The sequence below is a fragment of the Sphingopyxis sp. genome (assembly GCF_036675685.1).
In the GTDB taxonomy this organism is placed as follows: Bacteria; Pseudomonadota; Alphaproteobacteria; order Sphingomonadales; family Sphingomonadaceae; genus Sphingopyxis.
Map to the genome: position 1 here is coordinate 15,513 of NZ_JAKFEM010000049.1, position 26,031 is coordinate 41,543.

Sequence of the window (26,031 nt, forward strand, 5' to 3'; positions counted from 1 at the left end):
CCGCTCGCTCTTGCACCGCAAGTCGGTCTGCTATATACAAACACTTACTTAGATAACTAAGTAATTTTGCAGCCGAGTCAAGCATGATCGGCCACGGATAAAAACAATGTGTTGGGAGACGCGAGATGACCTATTTCCGAAGGAAGCAGTCCGTCCTTTTCCTCACCGGCGCGGCGATCGCCGCCCTGCCTGCGGCAGCCGCCGCGCAGGACGCTGCCGACGATACGAGCGGCGACATCATCGTCACCGCGCAGCGACAGGAACAGCGGCTTCAGGATGTTCCCGTCTCGGTCACCGCCTTCGGCGCCGAGCAGCTTCGCGACAACAGCATCGAAACGGTGCAGGACATCGCGATCCGCACTCCGGGCCTTGCGGTGAGCGCGGTCGACCCGATCAACACCAACTTCGCGATGCGCGGCATCGGCAGCGCGCCGGGGATCAGCCAGAACGCCGGCGGCGACCCGTCGGTGGTCGTCTTCGTAGACGGCGTCTATGCCGGACGCGGTGGCACCCCCGACCTCGACGCGCTCGACCTCGAACGCGTCGAGGTGCTGCGCGGGCCGCAGGGCACGCTGTTCGGCAAGAATGCGATCGGCGGCCTCGTGCAGTTCATCAGCCGCAAGCCGACCGACGAGACCAGCTTCTTTTTCGAGGGCACCTACGGCAATTACGACCGCTTCGGTGTCATCGCGCGCGGCAATATGGCGCTCACCGACAAAATCTATCTGTCGGCGGGGCTGTCGCACAAGCAGCGCGACGGCTTCGAATATAACGAGACGACGGGCAACGACGTCAACGACCTCAACCTGACGACCGGGCGGCTCGCTTTGCGTTTCGTGCCGACCGACACGCTCGACATCGTCCTGCGCGCCGACGTGTCGCATCAGGACCAGAAGGGCAATCCGCGCCACAATAATTGCGACACCAGCTTTCAGGGCGGCATCCACTGCGTCGGCATCAACCCCGATCCGCGCGTCGTGAACGCCTATATCGACGGCGAGGTCAAACGGACGATCCAGACCTATTCGGCCGAGGCCAATCTCGACCTGCCGTTCGGGACGCTGACCTCGCTCACCGCGCTGCGCAAGGTGAAGTTCAACTTCGTCACTCCCTTCTTCAGCAACCCGATCAACCCGCCGGCGCAGATCGAATCGACGAGCTTCGGCGAGGAGGACAACAGCCAGTTCAGCCAGGAACTGCGCCTGTCCTTCGACGCATGGGGCGGCCGCCTGAAGGGTCAGACAGGCGTCTATTTCCTGAAGGAGAATAACGACCGCGTCGAAGGGCAGATCCAGGATTTTCCGAGCCCCGCCAATTCGGGGATCGGCATTTATCCGCAATCGGTCAATGCGCGCAGCATCGCGGTTTTCGGGCAGGTCGATGTCGAGATCGTGCCGTCGCTGACCGCGACGCTCGGCGCGCGCATGACGTGGGAGCGCAAGAGCGGCCGCTTCGCGGGCTTCAAGGCCGACAGCGGTCCCGGCCTGCCGCCGCCGCTGGGATCGCTCGCCGGCTATGACGTGAATGGCAAGAAGAACTGGAAGGCCTTCACGCCGCGCTTCGCGCTCAACTGGAAGGCCACCGACGACATCCTGCTCTACGGCTCGGTCGCGCGCGGCTACAAGAGCGGCGGTTTCCAAGGGCTCTCGGGAACCGCGGCGGGTGCCTCGACCCCTTATGACCCCGAATTCGCATGGGGTTATGAAATCGGCGCAAAGACCGACTGGTTCGACCGCCGTCTGCGGCTCAATGTTGCTGCGTTCCGCACCGACTATTCGGACCTCCAGATTTCGCAGCTCGTCCCGCTGTGCTGCGTCGTCGTCAGCAATGCGGCGAAGGCGCGCATCAAGGGGATCGAAATCGAAGCCGTCGCGCGGCCGTTCGAGGGTTTCCAGATCGACGGCAGCTATGCGTATCTCGATGCGAAGTTCACCGAATATACGATCCCGGGCCTGAACTATACCGGCAACCAGCTGCCGCGCTCGCCGAAGAACAAGTTCAACATCGGCGGCCAGTTCGAAACCCCGGTCGCCGACCTGTCGGCAAAGCTGCGCGTCGACTACAGCTGGGTCGACGACGCCTTTTTCGAGGCGTCGAACATCCCGCAGCAGCTCTGGCCTTCGCACGACAATCTGGATGCGCGCCTGTCGCTCTCGGGACCCGACGATCGTTGGGAAGTCTCGCTGTGGGGCAAGAATCTGACCGACGAGTTGACGCCGACCTATGTTACCTATTTCGGCCCCTTCCGCCAGATCCTGACGCCTTACGCGCCGCCGCGCACCTATGGCGTAACGGTCGCATTCAAGATGTGACCCGCGGGCGCGGCGACACCTCTTTCGCCGCCGCGCCCCTTCCCCTGCATTCATCGAAAGGATGACCGATGGAAGGACCCCGTTTCCGCTATCTTTGTTCCTACAAGGCCAGCTTCACCGAGCCGCAGCAGATGATCGGCAAGGCGCATTTCGGGCGCCGTATGATCGCCGCGCTGACCGGCGGCGAGGTCACGGGCGAACGGCTGCACGGCCGCGTGATGCCGAGCGGCGGCGACTGGGCGACGATCGACGACAATGACACGCTGCGGCTCGACGCACGCATCACGATGGAAACGCACGACGGCGCGCTGATCTATGTCTCCTATCGCGGTGTGCTGCGCCCGCTGTCGGCCGCGCACAAACATGCGCGGGGCGGCGGCCCGCGGACACCGGAGGAAAAGGCCGAGGTCTATTTCCGTACGACGCCGATGTTCGAGACCGGCGACGAGCGTTACCTATGGCTCAACGACATCGTCGCCGTCGGGCTCGGCGCCAGCATCGGCGGCGCGGTACGCTACGATATATTCGAGTTGCTCTAGGAGGGTCCGATCGCCGGCGAAATCGGGCTTCCCGGAGCGAGTAGCGGACCTCGTGGCCGCTCGCCAGAAAACGCAGGCCGACCCTCTCGGTATAAACGAGATGCTCCGCTATGGAGCCGGATCAGGCCGATTATTGCGTGTCGGGGAGCGCCTTCCCCCGTCTGCCACGCTACAGGAATGGCTGGCCAGACAGGCGTTCCTGCCCCGGTTCATGTGGGTCAGATTGAATCTCCGAATGGCGCGCAGCGCGTGAGGGATCGCGAGGAATTCGAGGATGAAGATATCCGACCCGCGCGGGAACGAATAACTCAAGTCGTCCGGGGCCGGCACGCACCGGTCGAGAAGCACCTGGTCGATCTTCCCCTGTGTGAGCGACCCATCCCTCGTCTGATTTCGATCTGTCCAAGAGCAGGCCCAGATGTCCGCTATGAGGCGCAAAGCGGCCGCTAGGGAACACCCCCACTCCTATTCCGCATTCTCGCGCTTCGGGAAACGGCCGGTCACGATCTGCGCTCCTTTGCACAAAACATCGAGGTGATCAGACCAGTGCTGCATCATCTTGACCCGCTCTTCCCAATATTCGCCGCGCGCATAGGCACGGCGCACGCCACCTTCTTGGTGGGCGAGCTGGCGCTCGATTGCGTCAACCGACCAGGTTCCCATTTCGTTGAGCAACGTTGCGGCCGTCGCCCGAAAACCATGGGCAGTCATTTGGCCTTGGCTATAACCCAAGCGCCGCAATGCCGCGTTGATGCTATTCTCCGACATCGGCCGCCACCGGCTTCGGAACGACGGAAATAGATACTTCCCGTCACCGGTCAGAGCATCAAGCTCCTCCAATATTGCCATGACCTGCTTGGACAGCGGCACGCGATGGGGACGCCGCATCTTCATTTTCTCCGCCGGAATCGACCAGACGCACTTTTCGATGTCGAACTCGTCCCATTCCGCCTGCCGAAGTTCGCCAGGCCGAACAAACACGTGTGGAGTCATCCGGAGAGCGAGCAGCGTGATCGCGTGGCCTGAATGGCCCTCAATCGCCCGCATCAACGCACCGACCTCTTTGGCAGTCGTGATTGCGGACAGGTGTTTGGGCTTAGGGGTGATGAGGGCTCCCCGCAAATCGGCAGCGACATCACGCTGGGCACGCGCGGTGGCAATCGCGTAGCGGAACACACGACTTATCACGCTACGCATGCGCCGAGCGCTTTCATAGCGACCTTCGGCTTCTACCTTGCGTAGGGCAGCGAGCACGTCTTGCGCTCCGATCTCATCGATCGCACGATTGCCAATGGACCGATAAGCTTTGGCGAGCAGCCACCGGATTTTCTCCAGCGTGATTTCGGCCAGCCCTTCTCGTTCCTGCTTCTTAACCCACTCCTCCGCAATTATCTTGAAGGTGTTGGCTGCTGCGCCGATCGATGCGGCACGCTCTTTGCGCTTTTCCGCCGAGGGATCGTTCCCCGCAGCAAGAGTTTTTCGCGCCTTGGCTAAAAGATGCCCCGCCTCGTCCAGTTCGACATCCGGCCAAATTCCAAAGGCAACGGTCTTGTGCTTGTTCAGATAGCGATAGTTCCATCTCCACAGCCTCCTGCCATTGGGCTGCACCAGCAGGTAAAGGCCGTCCATATCGGCAAGCTTATAGGGCTTCTCTCTTGGCCGCGCTTCCCTCACGATCCTGTTCGTCAGCGCCACGGTGCAAACTCCAGTCCATCGCGCCGGCAGGATGCCATCAAAAACACCCAAAAGGGTGATGGACGGGTCAGGGTATCGCCTCGAACGGCCCCGGATCCCGGCGGATTTCATTTTGAAGTTATAGCAGAAAAAGCTAGGTTTTTCTAGCGCTTCCGCAGACGCCTCTGGACATCCCCGGAAGAACAAATGGTGCCCAGAAGAGGACTCGAACCTCCACGACCTTGCGATCGCCAGCACCTGAAGCTGGTGCGTCTACCAATTCCGCCATCTGGGCACGGGGTAGGAGCGGGCGCTTAGCGGCGCGCCTAGCGGCTTGTCAACCGCGGCGCGCCAACCGATGCACATTTTATCGCAAAGGCGCCGCTTTGGCATGGCAGGGCCGCCTTCGGCCCTTGCCCCCTTCCCCGCTTCGCGGCATGGGGAACGCGCATGGCGCGCCTCGCGCCAGCCAGAGAATCGACAACAGGCGGACGCGATGCGGAAATTCGACGGACAATTGATCACGGTGCTGGGCGGCGGCGGCTTCCTTGGCCGCTATGTCGTGCAAAGGCTGCTTGCGCGCGGCGCGCGCGTCCGCATCGCGCAGCGCGAACCGCGCGCCGCGACCTTCCTGAAACCGCTGGGCGGGCTCGGCCAGACGCAGTTCGTCGCCGCGGACGTCCGCGACCCCGCCAGCGTCCTCCGCGCGGTGCAGGGCAGCGACGCGGTGATCAACCTCGCCGGTGCGTTCGACGATATGCAGGCGGTGCAGGCCGACGGCGCGGGGCATGTCGCGGCCGCGGCCAAGGCGGCGGGCGCCAGTTCGCTCGTCCATGTGTCGGCGATCGGCGCCGATCGCGCCAGCGCATCGGTTTACGGCCGCAGCAAGGGCGATGGCGAGGCGGCGGTACGCGCGGCCTTTGCCGATGCCGCAATCCTGCGCCCCTCGATCATCTTCGGCCGCGAGGACCAGTTCATCAATCGCTTCGCCGCGATGATCCGCATGTCGCCCGTCGTCCCGGTGATCGCGCCGGGCGCGAAGTTCCAGCCCGCCTATGTCGGCGACGTTGCCGACGCGGTCGTCGCCGCGCTGGAAGACAAGGCCGTGGGCAAGACGTTCGAGATCGGCGGGCCGCAGGTGCTGACCATGGCCGAACTGCTGCGCTGGATCGCCGAAGCGACGGGGCGCAAGCCGCTGTTCGTCGATGTCCCCGACGTCGCCGCCTCGGCGCTTGCGACCGGTTTCGGCTGGGCGCCCGGCGCGCCGATCACCAAGGACCAGTGGCTGATGCTGCAGCATGACAATGTCGTCGCGGAGGGCGCCGCGGGGCTGACCGAACTAGGCGTTACCGCAACCTCGCTGGCGTCGGTCGCCGACGACTGGCTCGTCCAATATCGCCGTCACGGCCGCTTTGCACAGCTCGCCTCGCACTGATGACTATCTGGCTGACCGTCATCATCCTCGGCATCGTCGAGGGTCTGACCGAATTCCTGCCCGTCTCCTCGACGGGCCACCTCATCCTCGCGACCGAGCTGCTCGGTTATGACGCATCGCGCTGGGCGATCTTCAACATCGCGATCCAGCCAGGCGCGATCCTCGCGATCGTCGTGCTGTACCGGCAATTGTTCTGGGACATGTTCACCGGCTTCTTCCGCCGCGATCCGGTGGCGATCGCCTTTGTCCGCAATCTGCTGCTCGCCTTCTTCCCGGCGGTCGTGCTGGGGCTCGCGCTCGGCGACTATATCGAACTGTTGCTCGAAAATGCCGTGGTCGTCGCCTGGGCGCTGATCATCGGCGGATTTGCCATCCTGCTCGTCGAACGCTTCGCCAAGCCGAAGGAGAGCGGCGGCGTCGCCGCGCTGTCGACGCGGCAGTCGATCCTGATCGGCCTCGTCCAGTGCATCGCGATGATCCCGGGCGTCAGCCGCTCGGGCGCGACGATCCTCGGCGCGATGTCGTTCGGCGTCGACCGCAAGACCGCCGCCGAGTTCAGCTTCTTCCTTGCGCTGCCGACGCTGAGCGGCGCAACCGTGCTGCAACTGTTCAAGCACCGCGACGCGATCAGCAGCAACGACCTTGGGCTGATCGCGGTCGGTGCGTTCGTTTCTTTCGTCGTGGCATGGGCGGTGATCAAGGGGTTTCTGGCCGTGGTGACGCGCTATGGCTTCGCACCCTTTGCCTGGTATCGAATCATCGTCGGCGGCGCCGCGCTGATCTGGCTCGCGATGAGATAGGACCAAATCGGTACTAATTTGCGAAAGATAATTGCGCAGAGCGGTTTCGACATCGTTTTGATGTCAATTTAAGGTCAGTAATATTGACCTATCTCGATATTCTTCCGTGACAGGCCGTTTGGCGGCATGCAATTCGCCCTTCAGCGAAGGGGAAATAGCAATGGCTGCCGACAGCATGCTCCAATTTGTGGGGCGTGAACAACATTATCCGGACAAGCGCTCCGCCGAAGACCGCGCGCGCGACTTTCGCGAGATTGCGGAACGCTATGCCGCGCCCGACGCCGACGCGCAGGCCGCGCGCTGTTCGCAGTGCGGCGTGCCCTATTGCTCGGTGCACTGCCCGCTGCACAATCACATTCCCGACTGGCTGCGCCTGACCGCCGAAGGCCGGCTGCGCGAGGCCTATGAACTCAGCAACGCGACCTCGACGATGCCCGAGATCTGCGGCCGCATCTGCCCGCAGGATCGCCTGTGCGAAGGCAATTGCGTCATCGAATTTTCGGGCCATGGCGCGGTCACGATCGGCAGCGTCGAAAAATATATCACTGACACCGCCTGGGCTGAGGGCTGGGTCGAACCGCTGCACCCCGGCGCGGCGACGGGCCAGTCGGTCGGCATCGTCGGCGCGGGGCCCGCGGGGCTGACCGCCGCCGAATATCTGCGCGTCCAGGGGCATGAGGTGCATGTCTATGACCGCCACGACCGCGCCGGCGGCCTCCTCACCTATGGCATCCCCGGCTTCAAGCTGGAGAAGGATGTGGTGATGCGCCGCATCGACCGGCTCGCGACAGGCGGTATCCATTTCCACCTCGGTTTCGAGGTCGGCGGCGACGCGACGCTCGACGAGCTCCGGCAAAAGCACGACGCGCTGCTGATCGCGACCGGCGTCTACAAGGCGCGCGAGATCAACGTGCCCGGCAATGGCGCCGAGGGGGTGATCGCCGCGCTCGACTATCTGATCGCGTCGAACCGCAAGGGCTTTGGCGACGAAGTTCCCGCATTTGACGATGGCCGGCTGAATGCCGAGGGCAAGCATGTCGTCGTGATCGGCGGCGGCGACACCGCAATGGACTGCGTCCGCACCGCCGTCCGCCAGGGCGCAAGGTCGGTCAAATGCCTCTATCGCCGCGACCGCGAGAATATGCCGGGATCGCTGCGCGAAGTGTCGAACGCCGAGGAGGAAGGCGTCGAATTCGTCTGGTTGTCGGCGCCCGAAAGCTTCACCGCCGACAAAAGCGTCAAGCAAGTTGCCGTCGCGGGGATGCGCCTCGGCGCGCCCGACGCGAGCGGCCGCCGCAGTCCCGAGGCCGATCCCGGCCGCAAGTTCGATGTGCCCGCCGACATGGTGATCAAGGCGCTGGGCTTCGACCCCGAGGAGCTGCCGCACCTGTTCGGTTCGCCCGATCTGTCGGTCACGCGCTGGGGCACGCTGCGCGTCGATCACCAGACGATGATGACCAGTTTGCCGGGGGTTTTTGCGGCGGGCGACATCGTCCGCGGCGCCAGCCTGGTCGTCTGGGGCATCCGCGACGGACGCGATGTCAGCGAGCAGATGTCGAAATGGTTGAAAGCGAAGGCGAAAAGCGAAAAGAAGGCAGCATGACCAACAGGGGAAAGATCATGCTTATGCCAAGATGGAAATCCGCGCTGTTCGGCGTCGCACTCGTTGCGATGCCGATTTCGGCGCGCGCCGAGATACCTGCGACTGTCACCCAGCCTACTGCCGAGCGACTGACGGCCGCAGAGCAATTGATGTCGACCATGATGCCTCCCGGACAACGCGATGCCATGGTCGAGCAGATGATAACCGCGATAATGGCCAATTTCACGCCCAGCATCAGAGAGCGCCTCGAGACGGACGGCGCGCTCAAAAATCCTGACGTCGCGAAGCTTTTCGATCGCTTTATCGCGCGTCAAACACAGTTGGCGATCGATCAGCTCAAGGCCCAAATGCCGGAATTGATCGAAGCCATGTCGCGGGCCTACGCGCGACGCTTCACCGCCGCGCAAATGGAAGAAATGCACGCCTTCTTTCGCACGCCGACCGGTCAGCTTTACGTGACGGAATCCACGGGGATCATGTCCGATCCCGACGTTGCCGCATGGCAGCGCAATTCGATGACGAAAAGCATGGAAAAGCTGCCCGAGGAACTGAAAACGCTGCAAGAGGAACTGGAAAAAATATTGGGTCGTCCCATCGAGGAGGAAAAAGCGTGACCACGAAAATCCTGGGAAGGACCCGAGCCATGACCACTCTGAAATCGATACTACTCGCCGGGGCGATCGCGATGCTGCCGCTGGGCGCGCAGGCCTATGCCGCGCCGGAGGAGGCGCCGGTGGCCGAAGCCGTTATCGCAGACGAAGCGCAGACCGAGACCGACAGCGAAGCCTCTGCCGAAGCGTCGAAGGCGAAAATGCAGCGCGAGATGGACGAAGCCGTCGCGCTCATCGAAAAGATGTTCGACACGAACAGCCTGCCGCCGATCGAGCCCGCACGGCTCGCACTCGGGCAAAAAACGATGAGCGCGCTGATCCCCGCCGGCAGCCTCGAGAAGATGATCGACAATCTGTACGGCAAGATGTTCAAGACGATCATGGGCGAGATGGGCGGCCAGTCCGACCTGATGATCTCGATCAACACCGGGGTCGATAATGAAAAGATTTCGGCGCTCGACGAGGCGACGAAGGTCAAGATCGCCGACATGTTCGACCCGCACCGCAAGGAACGTGAGGAGCAGATCACCAAGGTCATCAAGCCGCTGATCAGCGAAGCGCTGGCCGACATGGAAACGCCGATGCGCGACGGCATGGCCAAGGCCTATGCCCGCAAGTTCACCGCGGCGCAGCTCACCGACCTCAACAGCTTTCTCGCGACCCCGACGGGCAGCCTCTATGCCGGCGAATGGATGGCGCTGCAGGCCGATCCCGAAGTGATGGTCGCCGTGATGCGGGCGCTTCCCCCGCTGGTCACCAAATTCATCGATCGTGCGCCAACGATCGAGAAGGACATGAAGGAGCTGCCCAAGGAAAAGCAGCTCTCCGACATGAGTGACAAGGAGCTTTCGAAGCTCGCGAAGCTGATGAAGGTCGATGTGAAGGTGCTGAAAGAACAGCGCGACATGTGGAAAACCGACGCCGTCGAAGCAACCGACGATGCCGCGATGGCGACCGAGGCGGATGCGGCGGATGCCAGCTCGACGGACGATTATGCCGCTGATGCTGCCGCCGAAGCGGCGGATGCCGCTGCCATTGCCGCCGAGGGTGAAGCGATGGACCCCGCCTATGACCGCAGCAACTGGTCGGCCGCCGACCTGAAGCGCGTCGAGGACCTTGAGACTGCATATGAAAACGCGTCGATCGCAGCACAAGAAGCCGCCGAGGAGGCGGCCGCCAACGCGCGCAAGAAGCTGCCAGATTAAAGCCATGCGTCATCCCGGCGAAGGCCGGGATCTCGACGGTCGAGTTAGAACACACCGATGAGATCCCGGCCCTCGCCGGATGACGATCAGGGAAACAGAACCCGACAGGACGAATAAGATGACCCATTATCCCACCCCCGAGCACGCACGGCTTGCCGCCGAAGGCATGTATCGCCCCGACATGGAATCGGATGCCTGCGGCGTCGGGCTCGTTGCGGCGACCGACGGCAAGGCGTCGCGCCGCGTCGTCGAGGCGGCGATCGAGGCGCTGCGCGCGGTCTGGCACCGCGGCGCGGTCGATGCCGACGGCAAAACGGGTGACGGCGCGGGCATCCATGTCGACCTGCCGGTGCGCTTCTTCGACGATGCGATCGCCGCGTCGGGGCACAAGGTGCGCCCGAACCGCCTCGCGGTCGGCATGGTCTTCCTGCCGCGCACCGACCTCGGCGCGCAGGAGGAATGCCGCACAATCGTCGAGGCCGAGATCATCGACGCGGGCTTCACCATCTATGGCTGGCGCCAGGTGCCGGTCGACGTGTCGGTGATCGGCGACAAGGCGCAGCGCACGCGCCCCGAGATCGAGCAGATCATGATCGCGGGGCCCCTGCCCGACGAGCAGTCGCTCGCCGAGTTCGAAAAGCAGCTCTATCTCGTCCGCCGCCGCATCGAGAAAAAGGTCATCGCGGCGCAGATCGCCGACTTCTACATCTGCAGCCTGTCGTGCCGCTCGATCATCTACAAGGGCCTCTTCCTCGCCGAAAGCCTCGCCGATTTCTTCCCCGACCTCACGAGCAAGCTGTTCGAAAGCCGGGTGGCGATCTTCCATCAGCGCTATTCGACCAACACCTTCCCGCAATGGTGGCTCGCCCAGCCGTTCCGCTGCCTCGCGCATAATGGCGAGATCAACACGATCCGCGGCAACAAGAACTGGATGAAGAGCCACGAGATCAAGATGGCGAGCCTCGCGTTCGGCGAGCATTCGGAAGACATCAAGCCGGTGATCCCGGCGGGCGCCAGCGACACCGCCGCGCTCGACGCGGTGTTCGAAACGCTGTGCCGCGCCGGCCGCGACGCGCCGACCGCAAAGCTGATCCTCGTTCCCGAAGCGTGGACCAACGAATGCGACGTGCCCGACAACCACCGCGCGATGTATAGCTATCTCGCCAGCGTCATGGAGCCGTGGGATGGCCCCGCCGCGCTCGCGATGACCGACGGCCGCTGGGCGGTTGCCGGCATGGACCGCAACGCGCTGCGTCCGCTGCGCTACACGCTGACCGCCGACAATCTGCTCGTCGTTGGCTCGGAAAGCGGCATGGTGCTGCTGCCCGAGGCGAGCATCCGCAAGAAAGGCCGCCTCGGCCCCGGCCAGATGATCGCCGTCGACCTCGAAGAAGGCGTTTTGTACGAAGATCTCGCGATCAAGGACAAGATCGCCGACGCGCAGGACTATCGCTCACGCGTCCGGGGCTTCCGCACCATGGCCGACCTGCCCAAGGGCGGAAAGTCGAGCCTGCCCGTCTTCGACCGCAGCGAACTGCTCCGCCGCCAGGTCGCCGCCGGGCTGACCATGGAGGATATGGAACTGATCCTCTCACCCATGGTCGAGGACGCCAAGGAAGCGATCGGATCGATGGGCGACGACACGCCGCTCGCCGTCATTTCGGACAAGCCACGCCACGTCGCGCAATTCTTTCGCCAGAATTTCAGCCAGGTCACCAACCCGCCGATCGACAGCTTGCGCGAACGCCATGTGATGAGCCTGAAGACGCGTTTCGCCAATCTCGCCAACATCCTCGATGAAAAGGGGCAGAGCGAGCATGTGCTCGTCATCGATTCGCCGGTGCTGGTCGGCGACGACTGGGATCGCCTCCGCGCCTATTTCGGCGATGCGGTCGCCGACATTGATTGCACCTTCAAGGTCGGCGGCGACGCGGCGACATTGCGCGAGGCGATCGCGCGCGTCCGCCGCGAGGCCGAGGATGCAGTGCGCGCGGGACGCAGCGAATTATTCCTGACCGACCAGTCGATCGGTGAAGGCCGCATCGGCATGGCGATGGTGCTCGCCGCAGCCGCGGTCCACACCCATCTCGTGCGCAAGGGGCTGCGCAGCTATGCCTCGATCAACGTCCGCTCGGCCGAAGTGCTCGACACCCACGCCTTTGCGGTGCTCGTCGGGGTCGGCGCGACGACGGTCCACGCTTACCTCGCCGAAGCCGCGATCGCCGATCGCCAGGCGCGCGGACTGTTCGGCACCCTGTCGCTCGACGATTGCCGTCTGCGTTTCCGCAAGGCGATCGACGACGGCTTGCTCAAGATCCTCGCGAAGATGGGGATCGCGGTGATCTCCAGCTACCGCGGCGGCTATAATTTCGAGGCGGTCGGCCTCTCCCGCGCGCTCGTCAACGACCTCTTTCCCGGCATGCCGGCAAAGATTTCGGGCGAGGGTTACCAGTCGCTGTTCATCAACGCGACCGAGAAGCATGAGGCCGCCTTCGACAAGCGTGTCACCACCCTTCCCATCGGCGGCTTCTATCGTCAGCGCGCGGGCGGCGAGACGCATGCCTATTCGGCGCAGTTGATGCACCTGCTCCAGACCGCGGTGGCGACCGACAGCTATTCGACCTATCTGCAATTCGCGCGCGGGGTCGCCGACCTGCCGCCAGTCTATCTGCGCGACCTGATGGAGTTCAACTATCCGGCGCAGGGTATCGCGCTCGACAGCGTCGAGGCGATCACCGAGATCCGCAAGCGCTTCGTCACCCCGGGCATGTCGCTCGGCGCGCTGTCGCCCGAAGCGCATGAGACGCTGGCGATCGCGATGAACCGCATCGGCGCAAAAGCCGTGTCGGGCGAAGGCGGCGAAGCGAGCGAACGCTACCAGCCCTATGCCAATGGCGACAATGCCAACAGCAACATCAAACAGATCGCGAGCGGACGTTTCGGTGTCACCGCCGAATATCTCGGCGCGTGCGACGAGATCGAAATCAAGGTCGCGCAGGGCGCCAAGCCCGGCGAGGGCGGCCAGCTTCCGGGCTTCAAGGTCACCGAATTCATCGCGCGGCTGCGCCATGCGACGCCGGGGGTGACGCTCATCTCGCCGCCGCCGCACCACGACATCTATTCGATCGAGGATCTGGCGCAGCTCATCTACGACCTGAAGCAGATCAACCCCAAGGCGCGCGTCTGCGTCAAGCTCGTGTCGAGCGCGGGCATCGGCACCGTCGCGGCGGGTGTCGCCAAGGCACATGCCGACGTCATCCTCGTCGCGGGCAACACCGGCGGCACCGGCGCGAGCCCACAGACGAGCGTCAAATATGCCGGCACCCCGTGGGAAATGGGCCTCTCCGAAGTCAATCAGGTGCTGACCCTCAACGGCCTCCGCCATCGCATTCGCCTGCGCACCGACGGCGGGCTCAAGACCGGACGCGACATCGTCATTGCCGCGATTCTCGGTGCCGAAGAATATGGCATCGGGACGCTCAGCCTCGTCGCGATGGGCTGTATCATGGTGCGCCAGTGCCATTCGAACACCTGCCCCGTCGGGGTATGCACGCAGGACGAAAAGCTGCGCGCCAAATTCACCGGCAGCCCCGAAAAGGTCATCAATCTGATGACCTTCATCGCCGAGGAAGTGCGCGAAATCCTGGCGCGCCTCGGCTATCGCAGCCTCGACGAGATCATCGGCCGCACCGAATTGCTGCGCCAGGTCAGCCGCGGCGCCGAGCATCTCGATGACCTCGACCTCAACCCGATCCTCGCGAAGGTCGATGCGCCCGACAATGAGCGCCGATCCGCCGGGCTGCTCCGCAACCCGGTGCCCGACAGCCTCGACGCGCAGATCCTGAACGACGCCAAGCCGCTGTTCGAACGCGGCGAACGCATGCAGCTGACCTATAATGTCCGCAACACGCATCGCGCCGTCGGCACGCGCCTGTCGGCCGAGGTCACCGCGCGCTTCGGGATGAGCGGTCTTGCCGACAATCATGTGCAGGTTCGCCTGCGCGGCACTGCGGGTCAGTCATTGGGCGCCTTCCTGTGCAGCGGCATCACATTGGAAGTGTTCGGCGACGCGAACGACTATGTCGGCAAGGGATTGTCGGGCGGCCGCATCGTCGTGCGGCCCACGGTCTCCAGCCCGCTCGTCAGCCAGCACAACAGCATCATCGGCAACACCGTCCTCTACGGCGCGACGTCGGGCACGCTGCTCGCGGCGGGTCAGGCGGGCGAACGCTTCGCGGTCCGCAATTCGGGCGCGAAGGTCGTCGTCGAGGGCTGCGGCGCCAACGGCTGCGAATATATGACCGGCGGCACCGCCGTGATCCTTGGCCCCGTTGGCTCGAACTTCGGGGCGGGCATGACCGGCGGCATGGCCTTCATCCTCGACACCGACGGCCAGTTCGAGCGCCGCGCCAACGCCGAATCGATCGTCTGGCAGCGCATCGACAGCGCCCATTGGGAAACGGTGCTGAAGGATCTGGTCGAGGATCATGCGAAGGCCACCGGCAGCAAATGGTCGAGCGAAGTCCTCGCCGACTGGGACCGCTGGCGGGACCAGTTCTGGCAGGTGTGCCCGAAGGAAATGCTCAGCCGCCTCGCGCATCCGCTCAACGATGCCGCGGCCGAGGTGGTTGCGGCGGAATGATCCGTCGCGACGACGATGCGGCCTGTCGCACCGCCGCGCGGCGTTCAGCGCAGCGAAAGCGTTACTTCTTTAAGGATGCGGGCTTTACTGAACCATGCGTCCTTTGAAAGGATGAAGTCATGACCCGCTCGACGCCCCGTTTTGCGCTGATCGCCCTGCCCCTGTTCGCGCTTGCCGCGCCGTTGCCCGCCGCCGCGACCGACAACGAGATGCGCGGCACTGTCGCGACGCTGAACGACCCCGTCGCACAGGATCGGATGGCCGATACCGTAACCGCGATCGTCGCTGCGTTGATGCAGATGAAGGTCGGCCCGCTCGCCGAAGCGGTCGCGCAAGTCGATCCCGAATCCGACGCCGCTTACATCCCGCCCGATGCTACGCTGGGCGAGGTTGCGGGCCGCGATCCCGAATATGCGAAGCGAATGGGCGACGATGTCCGTGCCGGCACGCGGATGGCGGGCCATGCCGCCTCGGCGCTCGCGGCTTATGCCCCCGTGCTCAAGGATATGGCGCGCGATCTTGCCGCGCAGTGGGAAAGAGAGCGCACCGCGACCCGCCGCTGAGAGCCCCTCTTTCTTCGTCATCCCGGCCCTTCGACTGCCTTGGCAGGCGCTCAGGATAAACTTCCGCCGAAGGCGGAAGGCCGGAATCTCAACCTAATGAAATGCCGCATCGGCGAGATCGTGTTTCAGAGTCACGTGCCTCTGAACACCCTTCGCCGGGATGACGTGGGTAAGTTAAATCCCCGATGCCGCGTGCCATAGGCGTTGCGCGCGAAGCCCCGCTGCCGCTATGTCGAGGCCATGTGGCAACTCTATCAATTCCCGCTTTGTCCCTTTTCGCGCAAGGTCCGCCTTTTGCTGGGCGAAAAGGGCGTCGGTTATGAATTGGTGCGCGAATCGCCGTGGGAGCGGCGCGACGAATTCATCGACATCAATCCCGCAGGCCGCACCCCGGTCATGGTCGATCAGGCGCGCGGTCAGGTGCTGATGGACAGCATGGCGATCGCCGAATATTTCGAGGAAACCGTCGAAGGCAAGGCGATGATCAACGGCACGGCGGCAAACCGCGCCGAGATCCGCCGGCTGACCGCATGGTTCGACCATGATTTCTATTATGAAGTCACCGGCCCGCTGCTGTTCGAGCGGATGCAGAAGCGCATTGTCCACCGCCAGCCGCCAGACGGCGGCGCGCTGCGCGAGGCGATGAAGGCGGCGAACAATCATCTCGATTATGTCGATTATCTGATCGACCACCGCACCTGGCTCGCCGGCGCGACGATGAGCCTCGCCGACCTGACCGCTGCGGCGCATATCTCGGTCGCCGATTACCTCGGCGGGATCGACTGGACGGGGCACGAGCAGACGAAGGGCTGGTATTCGGGCCTGAAGTCGCGCCCAAGCTTCCGTCCGCTGCTCGCCGAGCGGATGGAGATCGTGACGCCGCCGAAATATTATGAGGATGTCGACTTCTAGCGGCGCCCGTTTTTTCGTCATTCCGGCGAAAGCCGGGACCATCTTTGATAGCAGTTTTGGCCGATAGCGGCCTGTCTGCTTTGGGTGCGTAACGCGAAGCGACCTTCGCAAATTTCTCCCGCTTTGCCCGGCGCTGGTCAGGGACGGTAAGGGATAGAGTCCGGCAATGCGACGCCGACACGCTCGGCATAGTCCGTCCAGGCCGCGGCAAGTGCCGCTCGCCGATCCGGATCGGCCAGCGACAGGTCGCGCGTTTCACCAGGATCGCGAGCGATGTTGAACAGGCGCCATGTGCCGTCACCAATATCGGTCAGCTTCCAGTCGCCTCGACGGAAAGCCCGCGAACCGAAGAGCTCCGACCCGATTCCCTCTTCCGCGTCATAAACGCGCGCGTGCGGCTCGCGGAGCCAGCGCGTCCAGGAACGGCCAGTGATCGGCCGAACGATGCGGCCGCCGATACGCGTCGCCGAAGGATCGACCCTCGCCAGTTCGAGGAAGGTCGGGGCGACGTCGGCAACCGAAAGATATTGCGTCTCGGCAGCCCCGCGCCGCGGAATGCCGGCGCCGCTGATGAAGGCGACCGCGCGCGTGCCGCCCTCGCTCTGATAGCCTTTGGTCAGCCACGACGGCGCGGTCGCGGCCTGCGCCCAGCCCGCGCCATAGGTCACGTAGGACGAGGCCGCGCCGCGGTTGGCGAAGCTGTTGTCGGCGCCCTCGAGCCGCTTGGCGAGCATCCCGGCGCCCGTCGTTTCGACATCGAGCGCCTCGGCGCCATTGTCGGCGAGGAAGACAATCACCGTATTGTCGAGCTCGCCCGATGCGCGGAGCGTCTCGATCACGCGGCCGACATTCTGGTCGAGCCGGTCGACCATCGCTGCATAGATTTCCATGTTGCGGGCAGCGACGCGCTGCTGCTGCGCGGTCAGCGAATCCCAGCTGCCGTCGCGGTTGCGCGGCGTGTGCGCCGCGACATCGGCGGCAAGGATGCCAAGCTCGCGCTGACGCGCAAGCCGGCGTTCGCGCAGCACGTCGAAGCCTTCGTCATATTGCCCACGATAACGCGCAACATCCCCGGGAGGCGCTTGAAGTGGCCAGTGGGGCGCGGTGAAGGCGAGATAGGCGAAGAAGGGGTGCTCGCCCGTCCCTGCCGCGGGTCGCTCGCCGAGAAAATCGATCAGGCGGGTCGCAAAATAGTCGCTCGAATAGAAATCGGCGGGCAGGCGCGTGACCCGCTGGCCATTTTCGCGATAGGTCGCGCCGTTCGGCGGCTCGAGGCCGGCGTCGGTTCCGAAATGATTGTGCCCGCCTTGCGCCAGCGAGAAGCTGCGCTGGAAACCGCGCGCGTGTGGATCCTGCTGTTCGGTCAGGCCAAGATGCCACTTGCCCGAAAAGAGCGTCCGGTAACCGCCGGTCGAAAGACGCTCGGCAAGCGTCGCGACATCGCCGCGCAAATAGCCCTCATAGCCCGGCTTGCCCTTCTGGTTCGGCCGGATCATCTCGGCCATCGTGCCAAGGCCCGCGAGATGATTGTCGGTGCCCGAGAGCAGCATCGAGCGCGTCGGCGAACAGGTCGGCGCAGTGTGGAAGCCCGCAAGACGAATGCCCGAGAGTGCGAGCCGGTCGAGGTTCGGCGTGCGGATTTCGCCCCCGAACGCCCCGATGTCCGAATAGCCGAGATCGTCGGCGACGATGATCAGCAGGTTCGGCCGCCGCTCCTTCGCCTGCGCCGGCACGATCGCGGTCAGGATCATCAGAGCGAGAAGCGAGGCGAAGCGGATCATGCGGACATCCTTACAGGAAAGAAGGGCGGCGCGCCGCGGGCGAATGAAACCCGGGCACGCCGCAGTCTGGACCGGCGCAGTCACAGGAAGGGAGGAGAGTCAGAAGCGCCGGCCGATTTCAATCAGGCGGGTTCGTACTGAACCGCCTTGTCCTTGCGCACCGTGCGGCTTTTGCGCCCGTCGATCGCGACCGGGATTTCGCCGGCGATTGTCGCGCGGCGGAGCGTCCGGCGTTGCAGCCCGAAATCGGCCGTCGCGCGGTGCTGGGTCGCCTGATTGTCCCAGATCGCGACGTCGCCTTCGCGCCACCGCCAGCGCACGACATTCTCGGGCTTGGTGATATGGTCCTGCAACGTCTGGAACAGCCGTGCCGAATCGGTCGCGTTCAGCCCGACGAACTGCTTGACGAAATGGCCGAGCAGCAGGCTGCGCTGGCCGCTGACCGGATGCACGCGCACCACCGGATGCTCGGTTTCATAGACGGTCGAGGCAAAGACGTTGCGATGCTCGTTGATCCGTTCGCGCGCCGCATCATTATCGGGTGCGCTCTGCAGGATCGATGCATAATCATAGAGGTTGGTGTGCGTCGCCCAGAGGTTGTTGACGAGTTGGCGCAGCACTTCGGGCAGCCCCTCATAGGCGGTTTCGCCATTCGCCCATTGTGTGTCGCCGCCGGCCTCGGGGATAGTCAGCGCGCGCAGGATCGACGCCTTGGGATAGGCGTCGACGAAGGTGACGTCGGTATGCCAGCTCGATGCCGCATAGCCTTCGCGGCTGTCGAGCTCGAGCAGATAGCGTGATCCCTTGGCAACCGGCACCGTCGGATGCGCGATCGGATCGCCGAGCAATGCGGCGAAATCTTCATGCTCGGCATCGGTCAGATGTTGCTGGTCGCGAAAAAACAGCACCTTGTGCCGCACCAGCGCAGCCTGGATCGCCTGCACCGTCGCCGCGGGCAGGTCACCCGATAGCTGCACATTATTGACGATCGCGCCGATGGTTCCGGTCACGGGGGTGACGTCGAGGTCGATATTCTTGTCGCGGGCATTGGCATATCCGTTGTGAAGGTCCGTCATGATCAGTCTCCTAAATATTTGGACGGCGGGGCTATTCGGCGAAGGCATAATCGGGCGGTCCCGGATCGAGCTGTCGGCGAATTTCGGCGTGCGCCGCCTCGTCGAGCGGAAAGCGCGCGATGAGGGCGGCGGAAAAGGCGTGAGCGATGGCCGGGCCAAGGCCGAAGACCAGGAGCAGGCCGTTCAGCGCTTCGGGGCTGTTCGCCGCCTTCGGATCGAAGCCGAGCCAGCTGACAAGCGGCAGCGCGATGCCCACCGCAACCGCGGTCGCGGTCTTCCCGGCGAGACTGAACACCGAATAATAGAGCCCGGTGCGGTCCTCGCCGCTGTCGAGGCGGTGCTTGTCGGCGACATCGGCGACGATCGCGCGCAGCATTAGATTGCCCGATCCCTGTGCGAGGCCCTGCGCGAGCGTCAGCGCGAGCAACAACGGGAAAGTGTCGGGGGTGACGAGCAGCAACGACAGGTTGATTACGACCTGGACCAGCTCGCCCGCGACCGCGGTGCGGTGCTTGCCATAGCGGCGCCCGATCTTGAGCCAGATCGGCCCGGCGAAGATGCCGAAGACGAACTGGAACAGGAACAATCCGCCCGCCCATTCGGGACGCCCCATGTAAAAGGTGACGAAGAAGACGATCAGCGCGGCGCGGATATTCTGCGCCAGCGTGACCGCAAAATCCGAAGCCAGCACGCGCAGCAGCAGCGGTTCGCCGGTGATCGCACGGATCGTTTCCTTGAGGCTGGGCTTGCCGACCGGCAGCGGTGGCAGCGGCGGTTCGCTGAGCGCGGTGAGCGTCAGGACCAGCGCGGGGACGATCGACAACAGGACCAGCCCGCCCATCAGCGACAGCTGCAGATGCCCGTCGCCCGGGCGCAACTGGTCGGCGATCGTCGGCAGGACCAGCGTCAGCAACAGCGCGCCCGAGGTCACGACGGTCTGGTAGGTCGCGATGCGCGTGCGCTGGTGATAGTCGCCCGACACTTCACCCGACCAGGCCTGGAACGGGATCTGCACCGCGGTCCAGCCAAGGTAGAAAAAGAAGAGGATGATGCCGAGCGACAGCGGCGTCACCCCGAAGGGCGGAAAGAAGAGAAAGATCGACGACAGGCCGAACACGACGCCGCCCGCCGCGATCCACGGCTTGCGGCGACCGTAGCGGCTGCGCGTGCGGTCGCTGAGCGATCCCATCACCGGATCGGCAACCGCATCCCACAATCGGCCGAGCAGGAAGATGACGCCGATCACCGTCAGCGACAGGCCATAGTCGCGCGCGTAAATGGCGGGAAGATAGACGCCAAGCGGCAGACCGGCGGCGGCGAGCGGCACGGCGACCGCAGAAAAGCGGGCGAGCTGGCCGGCGGTGGGGGGCGGAGCGCTGCTCATCACAGCTTCGTCCGCAGCGTCGCGCCGATCGTGCGCGGTTCACCGATCAGCGCGGTGACGATGCCGGTGTTCTGGGCCGACAGCGTCTGGAAATAATCCTTGTCGAACAGGTTACGCGCCCAGATCGACACGTCGAGCAAGCCCTCTTCGGTGCGAATGCCGATACGTGCATTGGCGATGCCATAAGCAGGGACATTGGCGTAGCGGCTGTCGCTCGACGAGGTGTTGAAGGTCGACCGGTGCGAATAATCGGCGTGCCCGTAAAGCGACAGGTCGCGCCCGCCGAGATTGCCGAGCGGCGCCGACACATCGCCGCCGAGCGTGTAGGTCAGCTTCGGCACGCCGGGCAGTTGCTCGCCGGTCAGGTCCTGGATCCCACCCTGATTGAGCCGCTCGGGCGCCTGCGGCGCGGTCCGATAGTCGCTGTAGGTCGTGTCGGCATAAGCGACCGAGGCATAGAAGCTCGCGCGCTCTGACGGCGCGAAGCTCAAATCACCCTCGACCCCGCGCGACCACACCCGGGAATGTTCGCGATATATTGGCGGACGTTGACCGTATTCGGCACCTGCTCGGTGATCGCGGTCTGATAATCGCGGATCTCGGTCCAATAGCCCGCGACATTGAGCGTAACCGCCTTGTCGAACCATTGCGACTTGATCCCGAGCTCGTAGCTGTCGACCTTTTCGGGCGCGACGTCGGGATCGATCCCGGCCGGCAGATTGGTGAGGTTGAGCCCGCCCGACTTGTTGCCGCGCGAATAGGTCGCATAGGCGAGCGCATCGTCGCTAAACTGCCACGACAGCGTCGCGAGCCCCGACAAGCTGTTGTCCGTAAAACCGGTCGAATAGCTGGTGACCGGATTGAATTGCACGCGGAGCGCCGCCGCCTGCGCCGCGATTCCGGGCGGCAGCGTCGATAGGTCAATCCCCGCGACATGGATTTGCGTGAACGATCCGCTCTTCTTCTCGTGCGTGTAGCGCAGCCCCGCGGTCAGCGTCAGCCGGTCGGTGAATTTCCAGTCGAGCTGGCCGAACAGCGCATAGCTTTTGGTCCGCGGGTCCGAGGTGGAATTCGCCTCGAAGCCACCCAGCGCGGCATCCCAAGCGGCGAGCGGGATCGGTGAGGTCGCGGGCCGATTCCATAGTCCGGCGGCGGGACCATAAGCGCTCGCACCCTTGCCGCGGATCACTTGCCAGAAATAATAGGCGCCGACGACATAATCGATCGGCCCGTCGCTGTCGGACGCGAGGCGGAGTTCCTGGCTGAACTGGCGCTGGCGGTTCGCCTGCTGCGCCTTGACGATCACGGGGAGCGACGTCGAATCGCCGTCGTTGGCGGGGTTCCAGTCCCACCAGCGATAGGCGCTGATCGAGGTCAGCTTGGCGGCGCCGATGTCCCAGTCGACCTGCCCCGACACACCGTAGCCGTCCATGTTCGACTGATAATGGCTGTCGGCTTCGCCGCGCCGCGCGAAGGGGGCGATCGTCGGGAAGCTGTAGCCGGGGAAGCGCGCCGCACGCTCGGCAAAGCTGTTCGGGATCGCCGCGCCATTGTCATAGGTGCCGAAATAATCGGCAAAGACATTCAGGACGTGATTCTGCTTCTGCCGCGCAAAGTCGCCGATGATGCGAACCTCGAGATCGGCGGTCGGGGTGAACAGCAACTGCCCGCGCACGCTCCAGTTCGAATAATCCTGCGCGCGTTCGTTCTGCGTGTCGTTGTAGAGGAAGCCGCGCCGCTGGGTCACCGAGCCGCTGACGCGCACCGCGAGCAAATCGTCGATCAGCGCCCCCGATGCCGAGCCGCGCAGCTGGTAATAGCCATAGTCGCCGACGCTCGCCTCGCCCGAAAATTCGGGGTCGAAGCTCGGCTTGCGCGAGGTGATGTTGATCGCCCCTGATGTGGTGTTCTTGCCGAACAACGTCCCCTGCGGCCCGCGCAATACTTCGATCTGCTGCAAGTCGACCAGGTCGAACTGCGATTGGCCGACGCGTCCGAAATAGACATTGTCGACATAGAAGCCGACGCCATTCTCGAGCCCGTCGTTGGTCAGCGCGACATTGCTGCCGAGCCCGCGGATGTTGATGTTGGTGTTGCGCGGGTTGAAGCTGAACACCTGCAGGCTCGGCACGATCTGCTGGATCTGGGTCAGCGTGTAATTGCCCGTCGCCTCGAGCTGCGAGGCGCCGACGACCGACAGCGCGATCGGCACGTCCTGCGCGCTTTCGTCGCGACGGCGCGCCGACACGATGATTTCGGCGCCGTCGTATGACGCGGCAGAGGTGGCCGCCGCCGCTACGCCGGCGGCTTCTTCTTCGACCGCGACGCCCTCAGCAGACGCGCTGGTCTCGTCGGCGGTGGTTTCGGCGGCGAAGGCTGGTGCCGCTGGCAAAAGCAGCGCGGCACCGAACAAAAGCTTCAAACGATGATCGGGAGAGAAACGGTTCATTATATTGGGTCCCCGGGCGGCGATCCCGCCCCCTTTTTGATGTGATGGATGGTGGCGCGGTGCGCCGCGCCCGATCGGGCAGCCGCCAGATCCGCCCCCCACAGCGCACGGGCGGCGCTGCGCAGGGACGCAGGATAGCGGGCCAGATCCGACAGGTCGGATTGGGTCAGCAAAGGCATGATGTTCCCCGCGCCGGCGCACAGAATGCGCCGGACGTTTGGCCGCGGACGTCTCGCGTGAGGAGGCGCGACTGGAGAAGGATGAGGCGCCGCTGCGCGGAACGGGATGCGGTCGGTCCGCTATCCCACGCGCAGGATCGGCGATGATTTAAATAATGGTGCTACACATGCGCATCGCAATACCCCTTCAGGGGGAACGCAATGCCTGGCGCTGTCGCCCGAGCATCACGCGCTTTAGCCGTTGGTAACGCGGAGCAAGCTGCTTTCCCGTTCAAAAGCCGCGGGTCGAGGGGAGAGCCTGTCGCGCGTCTCGACCGGTTCCGAGCGACAAACTCAACTTAAAAGATTGATATTGGATTCGTCAACCACTGCGGCACTCATTTGCGACGAAGAAAATCTTTCGGACGGTGAGGCGCGGCTAGCTGTCTGGGCTAACGTGATCGGCCCCTCATTCTGCGCCGGAATCCGTGCGATCAGGGCCGCGTCGGCAGCGCATAGGCGATGACATAATCTCCGCGATGGGCGATTGGCGCGAGCCGCCCGCGAAAACAACGACGAACTGCCTGCCGCTTGCGGGCGAGATATAGGCCATCGGCGTGGTCTGTGTTCCCGCGGACAGCCGACTTTTCCAGACCTCGATGCCATTGGCGACGTCGAATGCGCGGAGATAATAATCGAGCGTTCCCGCATAGAAGACGAGCCCCGAACGCGTCGCCATCGGGCCGCCCACCGTCGGCATGCCAACCGGGATCGGCAGCCCCATCTTGATCCCGAGCGGGCCGGTATCGCGCACCGTGCCGAGCGGAACCTGCCATGCGATCTTCTTTGTCGCGAGATCGATCGCGGTCAGCGTGCCATAGGGCGGACGCTGGCACGGGATGCCGAGCCGCGAGAGGAAGGTCGTCTTCGCCGCGCCATAAGGCGTGCCCGATTGTGCCGAGAGCCCGTCATGCGATCCGCCGGCGCCGGCCCTGTCGGCTTCGGTCCGCGGGACGAGCTGAACGCGCTGGCCCGATCGCGTGTCGTTGACGATCAGATAGCCGGTGCGCTCGTCGATCGCGGTGCTGCCCCAGTTCATTCCGCCGAAATATCCCGGCCATTGCAGGCTGGGGGTCAGCCCCGGCGGCGTGAATTCGCCCTCATAGCGCAGCTTGCGGAACGCGATGCGGCAGGCGAGCTGGTCGAAGGGCGTCGCGCCCCACATCGCCGCCTCGTCCAGCCGGTCATTGCCGATCGCGGGCATGCCCGTGGAATAGGGCTGGGTCGGCGCGGTCCAGTCGCCCTTGGCCGCTGCCCTGACGAAACGCCTCAAATTCACGGGCCGCCAGCGGCTTGGAGTAAAGCCATCCCTGCGCGAACTGGACACCTGCGCCGCGAAGATAATCTTCCTGTTCCGGCGTCTCGACCCCTTCGGCGACGATATGGAAACCCAGGCCATGCGCCATGTCGATGATATGCGACGTCACCACGCTGATCGCGGCGTCCTTGGCAATGGCGTCGACGAAGGATTTGTCGATCTTCAAGGCGTCGAGCGGCAGGCTTTCGAGCAGGGACAGGCTGGAATAGCCGGTGCCGAAATCGTCGATCGTGACCATATGTCCGGCCGCGCGCGCCGTCGCGACCGCCGCCGTCGCGGCGTCGGCACGCATGAAACCCCGCTCGGTGACCTCAAGCCAGATTTGCGACGCCGCGACCCCCGATCGCTTCAGGGCCTGCGCGAGGACGGGAAGGAAGCGCCCGCTTTCCATATCACCGGCGGAGATATTGATCGATATGTGAAGATCGGGGTTGGAACGCAACGGACGCGCCATATCTTCGACCACGCGGTCGATCATCAGATCGGTCAGTTCCGCGATAAGGCCGGTTTCTTCGGCCAGCGGGATGAAGCTATCGGGCGGAATCCATCTGCCGTCGGGGTCGCGCCAGCGCAGCAGCGCTTCGGCGGCGACGCAGCGGCCCGTCGCAAGTTCGATGATCGGCTGGTACTGCACGACGAACTTGCGCTTACGGATGGCGATGGCCAGTCCCGTTGCCGGAGATAGCCGCTGCCGCGAAACCCAGACCACCATGCCGATCAGCAACGCCGAAAGGGCAAGACCGATCGAAAACAGGACGACATAGTCGTCGCCGTTCTGGCCCAGCGCCTGGTCGCGGTCGCCGATCGCAAAGGCGATCAGATCGGGACTGCGACGCGACGCGAAAATATGCCGATCGTCCTCTCCCGCCATTACGGGCAACGACAATCTGTGGAGCAACTCGGCGTCGACCGGTCCGGACAAGGCGATCGGCCGCCCCGCCGCGGTCGCGATGCCAAGCGTCATATGGCTGTTGGTCAGCACGTCGATCAATTGCCCGGGCTGGATCAGGGCAACGTAATCGCCATGCCCGAGCGCCATCATCGGCTGGCTTTCGAATGACTGCGGTTCGATGCGTAGCGCGAGGGTGAACCCGCCGGACAGTTTCGCGTCGGGCGTCGGCCGCGCAATCGGGCGGTCGATCATCCCCAGACTCGTGCAAGCCAGGCGACCATCGCGGAAAAAGCCGATGTCCTTTGCATCCTGCGCGTCCATGACAATGGTCCGCATCTGGGCGATATGTTCGCGCGAACAATCCCGCCGGCTCAGCGCTTCCGCCCTCGTGAGGATATTCCGGACATCGGCAAGCGTCCGGTCGGCCCGCGTGAGCGTCCATTGGGCATATTCATCAAGGTGCAGTCGCTGCGATTCCACCGCGCGCACGCGTAGCAGGTAGGAAATGGCGATCGGCGGCAACAACCCGGCGAGGACTGCAGCGCAGATGGTGACAAGGAATATCGTCCGTCTTCGCATCCAGTGTCCCGTTCCCGCGAACGCCGGAATCCCATCCT

16 protein-coding genes, 1 tRNA gene and 1 pseudogene are annotated in these 26,031 nt (G+C 64.1%); 10 read left to right on the forward strand and 8 right to left on the reverse strand.

All coding sequences use genetic code 11. From position 1 onward, the window contains the following. Window positions 1-125 precede the first annotated feature (125 nt). Window positions 126-2,312 carry a TonB-dependent receptor gene (locus V6M50_RS17495; RefSeq protein WP_332819864.1) on the forward strand — a complete coding sequence of 729 codons (2,187 nt, stop codon included), beginning with the start codon at window positions 126-128 and terminating at the stop codon, window positions 2,310-2,312. Window positions 2,313-2,380: 68 nt separating this feature from the next. Beyond that, on the forward strand, window positions 2,381-2,851 hold the full coding sequence (locus tag V6M50_RS17500) for a DUF3237 domain-containing protein (RefSeq protein ID WP_332819865.1): 471 nt from the start codon (window positions 2,381-2,383) through the stop codon (window positions 2,849-2,851). Between the two features lie 465 nt (window positions 2,852-3,316). On the opposite strand, the gene V6M50_RS17505 is transcribed toward V6M50_RS17500, so the two are convergent. Both V6M50_RS17505 and V6M50_RS17510 read right to left on the reverse strand, forming a co-directional pair. After that, a complete protein-coding gene (locus tag V6M50_RS17505) occupies window positions 3,317-4,546 on the reverse strand; it encodes a tyrosine-type recombinase/integrase (protein WP_332819896.1) in 1,230 nt (409 codons plus the stop codon). A gap of 187 nt (window positions 4,547-4,733) precedes the next feature. Further along, window positions 4,734-4,820: transfer RNA gene (locus V6M50_RS17510), tRNA-Leu, on the reverse strand. A 201-nt stretch (window positions 4,821-5,021) separates the two neighbouring features. Between V6M50_RS17510 and V6M50_RS17515 the strand changes: the two genes are divergently transcribed. The 8 genes from V6M50_RS17515 to V6M50_RS17550 all read left to right on the forward strand — a co-directional run bounded on the left by V6M50_RS17515 (window position 5,022) and on the right by V6M50_RS17550 (window position 16,296). After that, window positions 5,022-5,960 carry a complex I NDUFA9 subunit family protein gene (locus V6M50_RS17515; protein ID WP_332819866.1) on the forward strand — a complete coding sequence of 313 codons (939 nt, stop codon included), beginning with the start codon at window positions 5,022-5,024 and terminating at the stop codon, window positions 5,958-5,960. Further along, window positions 5,960-6,760 carry an undecaprenyl-diphosphate phosphatase gene (locus tag V6M50_RS17520; protein WP_332819867.1) on the forward strand — a complete coding sequence of 267 codons (801 nt, stop codon included), beginning with the start codon at window positions 5,960-5,962 and terminating at the stop codon, window positions 6,758-6,760. The genes V6M50_RS17515 and V6M50_RS17520 overlap by 1 nt, the downstream gene beginning before the upstream one ends. A 160-nt stretch (window positions 6,761-6,920) precedes the next feature. Further along, entirely contained in the window at window positions 6,921-8,363 is a 1,443-nt protein-coding gene (locus V6M50_RS17525; RefSeq protein ID WP_332819868.1) for an NAD(P)-dependent oxidoreductase, read from the forward strand. Next, entirely contained in the window at window positions 8,321-8,977 is a 657-nt protein-coding gene (locus V6M50_RS17530) for a DUF2059 domain-containing protein (RefSeq protein WP_332819869.1), read from the forward strand. The genes V6M50_RS17525 and V6M50_RS17530 overlap by 43 nt, the downstream gene beginning before the upstream one ends. Window positions 8,978-9,006: 29 nt before the next feature. Beyond that, window positions 9,007-10,179: a DUF2059 domain-containing protein gene (locus tag V6M50_RS17535; protein ID WP_332819870.1), complete on the forward strand. Its 1,173-nt coding sequence runs from the start codon at window positions 9,007-9,009 to the stop codon at window positions 10,177-10,179. Window positions 10,180-10,297: 118 nt separating this feature from the next. Then, on the forward strand, window positions 10,298-14,821 hold the full coding sequence (gene gltB / locus V6M50_RS17540) for a glutamate synthase large subunit (protein WP_332819871.1): 4,524 nt from the start codon (window positions 10,298-10,300) through the stop codon (window positions 14,819-14,821). 119 nt (window positions 14,822-14,940) lie between these two features. Next, window positions 14,941-15,384: a hypothetical protein gene (locus V6M50_RS17545; RefSeq protein ID WP_332819872.1), complete on the forward strand. Its 444-nt coding sequence runs from the start codon at window positions 14,941-14,943 to the stop codon at window positions 15,382-15,384. A 240-nt stretch (window positions 15,385-15,624) separates the two neighbouring features. After that, entirely contained in the window at window positions 15,625-16,296 is a 672-nt protein-coding gene (locus tag V6M50_RS17550) for a glutathione S-transferase family protein (protein WP_332819897.1), read from the forward strand. 137 nt (window positions 16,297-16,433) lie between these two features. Here the strand turns inward: V6M50_RS17550 and V6M50_RS17555 are convergent, their stop codons facing one another. The 6 genes and pseudogenes from V6M50_RS17555 to V6M50_RS17585 form a co-directional block, all read right to left on the reverse strand. After that, window positions 16,434-18,077: an arylsulfatase gene (locus tag V6M50_RS17555; protein WP_332819873.1), complete on the reverse strand. Its 1,644-nt coding sequence runs from the start codon at window positions 18,075-18,077 to the stop codon at window positions 16,434-16,436. A gap of 122 nt (window positions 18,078-18,199) precedes the next feature. Next, window positions 18,200-19,153 carry a TauD/TfdA dioxygenase family protein gene (locus tag V6M50_RS17560; protein WP_332819874.1) on the reverse strand — a complete coding sequence of 318 codons (954 nt, stop codon included), beginning with the start codon at window positions 19,151-19,153 and terminating at the stop codon, window positions 18,200-18,202. A gap of 31 nt (window positions 19,154-19,184) precedes the next feature. Beyond that, the gene (locus V6M50_RS17565) at window positions 19,185-20,537 is read right to left on the reverse strand and encodes an MFS transporter (protein ID WP_332819875.1); all 1,353 of its coding nucleotides are present in this window, start codon (window positions 20,535-20,537) and stop codon (window positions 19,185-19,187) included. Next, window positions 20,537-22,986 (reverse strand): annotated as a pseudogene (locus tag V6M50_RS17575) (TonB-dependent receptor). The gene V6M50_RS17565 and the pseudogene V6M50_RS17575 overlap by 1 nt, the downstream one beginning before the upstream one ends. A 627-nt stretch (window positions 22,987-23,613) precedes the next feature. Then, window positions 23,614-24,483: a quinate/shikimate dehydrogenase (pyrroloquinoline-quinone) domain protein gene (locus V6M50_RS17580; protein ID WP_443030540.1), complete on the reverse strand. Its 870-nt coding sequence runs from the start codon at window positions 24,481-24,483 to the stop codon at window positions 23,614-23,616. After that, window positions 24,389-25,993 (reverse strand): EAL domain-containing protein, encoded by a 1,605-nt coding sequence (locus V6M50_RS17585; RefSeq protein ID WP_332819879.1) that lies wholly within the window; start codon window positions 25,991-25,993, stop codon window positions 24,389-24,391. The genes V6M50_RS17580 and V6M50_RS17585 overlap by 95 nt, the downstream gene beginning before the upstream one ends. Window positions 25,994-26,031 lie beyond the last annotated feature (38 nt).

Bases quoted from the DNA above. Each gene is read 5' to 3' on its own strand.
- V6M50_RS17495 (WP_332819864.1), top strand. From the start codon at position 126: ATGACCTATTTCCGAAGGAAGCAGTCCGTCCTTTTCCTCACCGGCGCG.
- V6M50_RS17500 (WP_332819865.1), top strand. From the start codon at position 2,381: ATGGAAGGACCCCGTTTCCGCTATCTTTGTTCCTACAAGGCCAGCTTC.
- V6M50_RS17515 (WP_332819866.1), top strand. From the start codon at position 5,022: ATGCGGAAATTCGACGGACAATTGATCACGGTGCTGGGCGGCGGCGGC.
- V6M50_RS17520 (WP_332819867.1), top strand. From the start codon at position 5,960: ATGACTATCTGGCTGACCGTCATCATCCTCGGCATCGTCGAGGGTCTG.
- V6M50_RS17525 (WP_332819868.1), top strand. From the start codon at position 6,921: ATGGCTGCCGACAGCATGCTCCAATTTGTGGGGCGTGAACAACATTAT.
- V6M50_RS17530 (WP_332819869.1), top strand. From the start codon at position 8,321: ATGGTTGAAAGCGAAGGCGAAAAGCGAAAAGAAGGCAGCATGACCAAC.
- V6M50_RS17535 (WP_332819870.1), top strand. From the start codon at position 9,007: ATGACCACTCTGAAATCGATACTACTCGCCGGGGCGATCGCGATGCTG.
- gltB (WP_332819871.1), top strand. From the start codon at position 10,298: ATGACCCATTATCCCACCCCCGAGCACGCACGGCTTGCCGCCGAAGGC.
- V6M50_RS17545 (WP_332819872.1), top strand. From the start codon at position 14,941: ATGACCCGCTCGACGCCCCGTTTTGCGCTGATCGCCCTGCCCCTGTTC.
- V6M50_RS17550 (WP_332819897.1), top strand. From the start codon at position 15,625: ATGTGGCAACTCTATCAATTCCCGCTTTGTCCCTTTTCGCGCAAGGTC.
- V6M50_RS17555 (WP_332819873.1), bottom strand. From the start codon at position 18,077: ATGATCCGCTTCGCCTCGCTTCTCGCTCTGATGATCCTGACCGCGATC.
- V6M50_RS17560 (WP_332819874.1), bottom strand. From the start codon at position 19,153: ATGACGGACCTTCACAACGGATATGCCAATGCCCGCGACAAGAATATC.
- V6M50_RS17565 (WP_332819875.1), bottom strand. From the start codon at position 20,537: ATGAGCAGCGCTCCGCCCCCCACCGCCGGCCAGCTCGCCCGCTTTTCT.
- V6M50_RS17585 (WP_332819879.1), bottom strand. From the start codon at position 25,993: ATGCGAAGACGGACGATATTCCTTGTCACCATCTGCGCTGCAGTCCTC.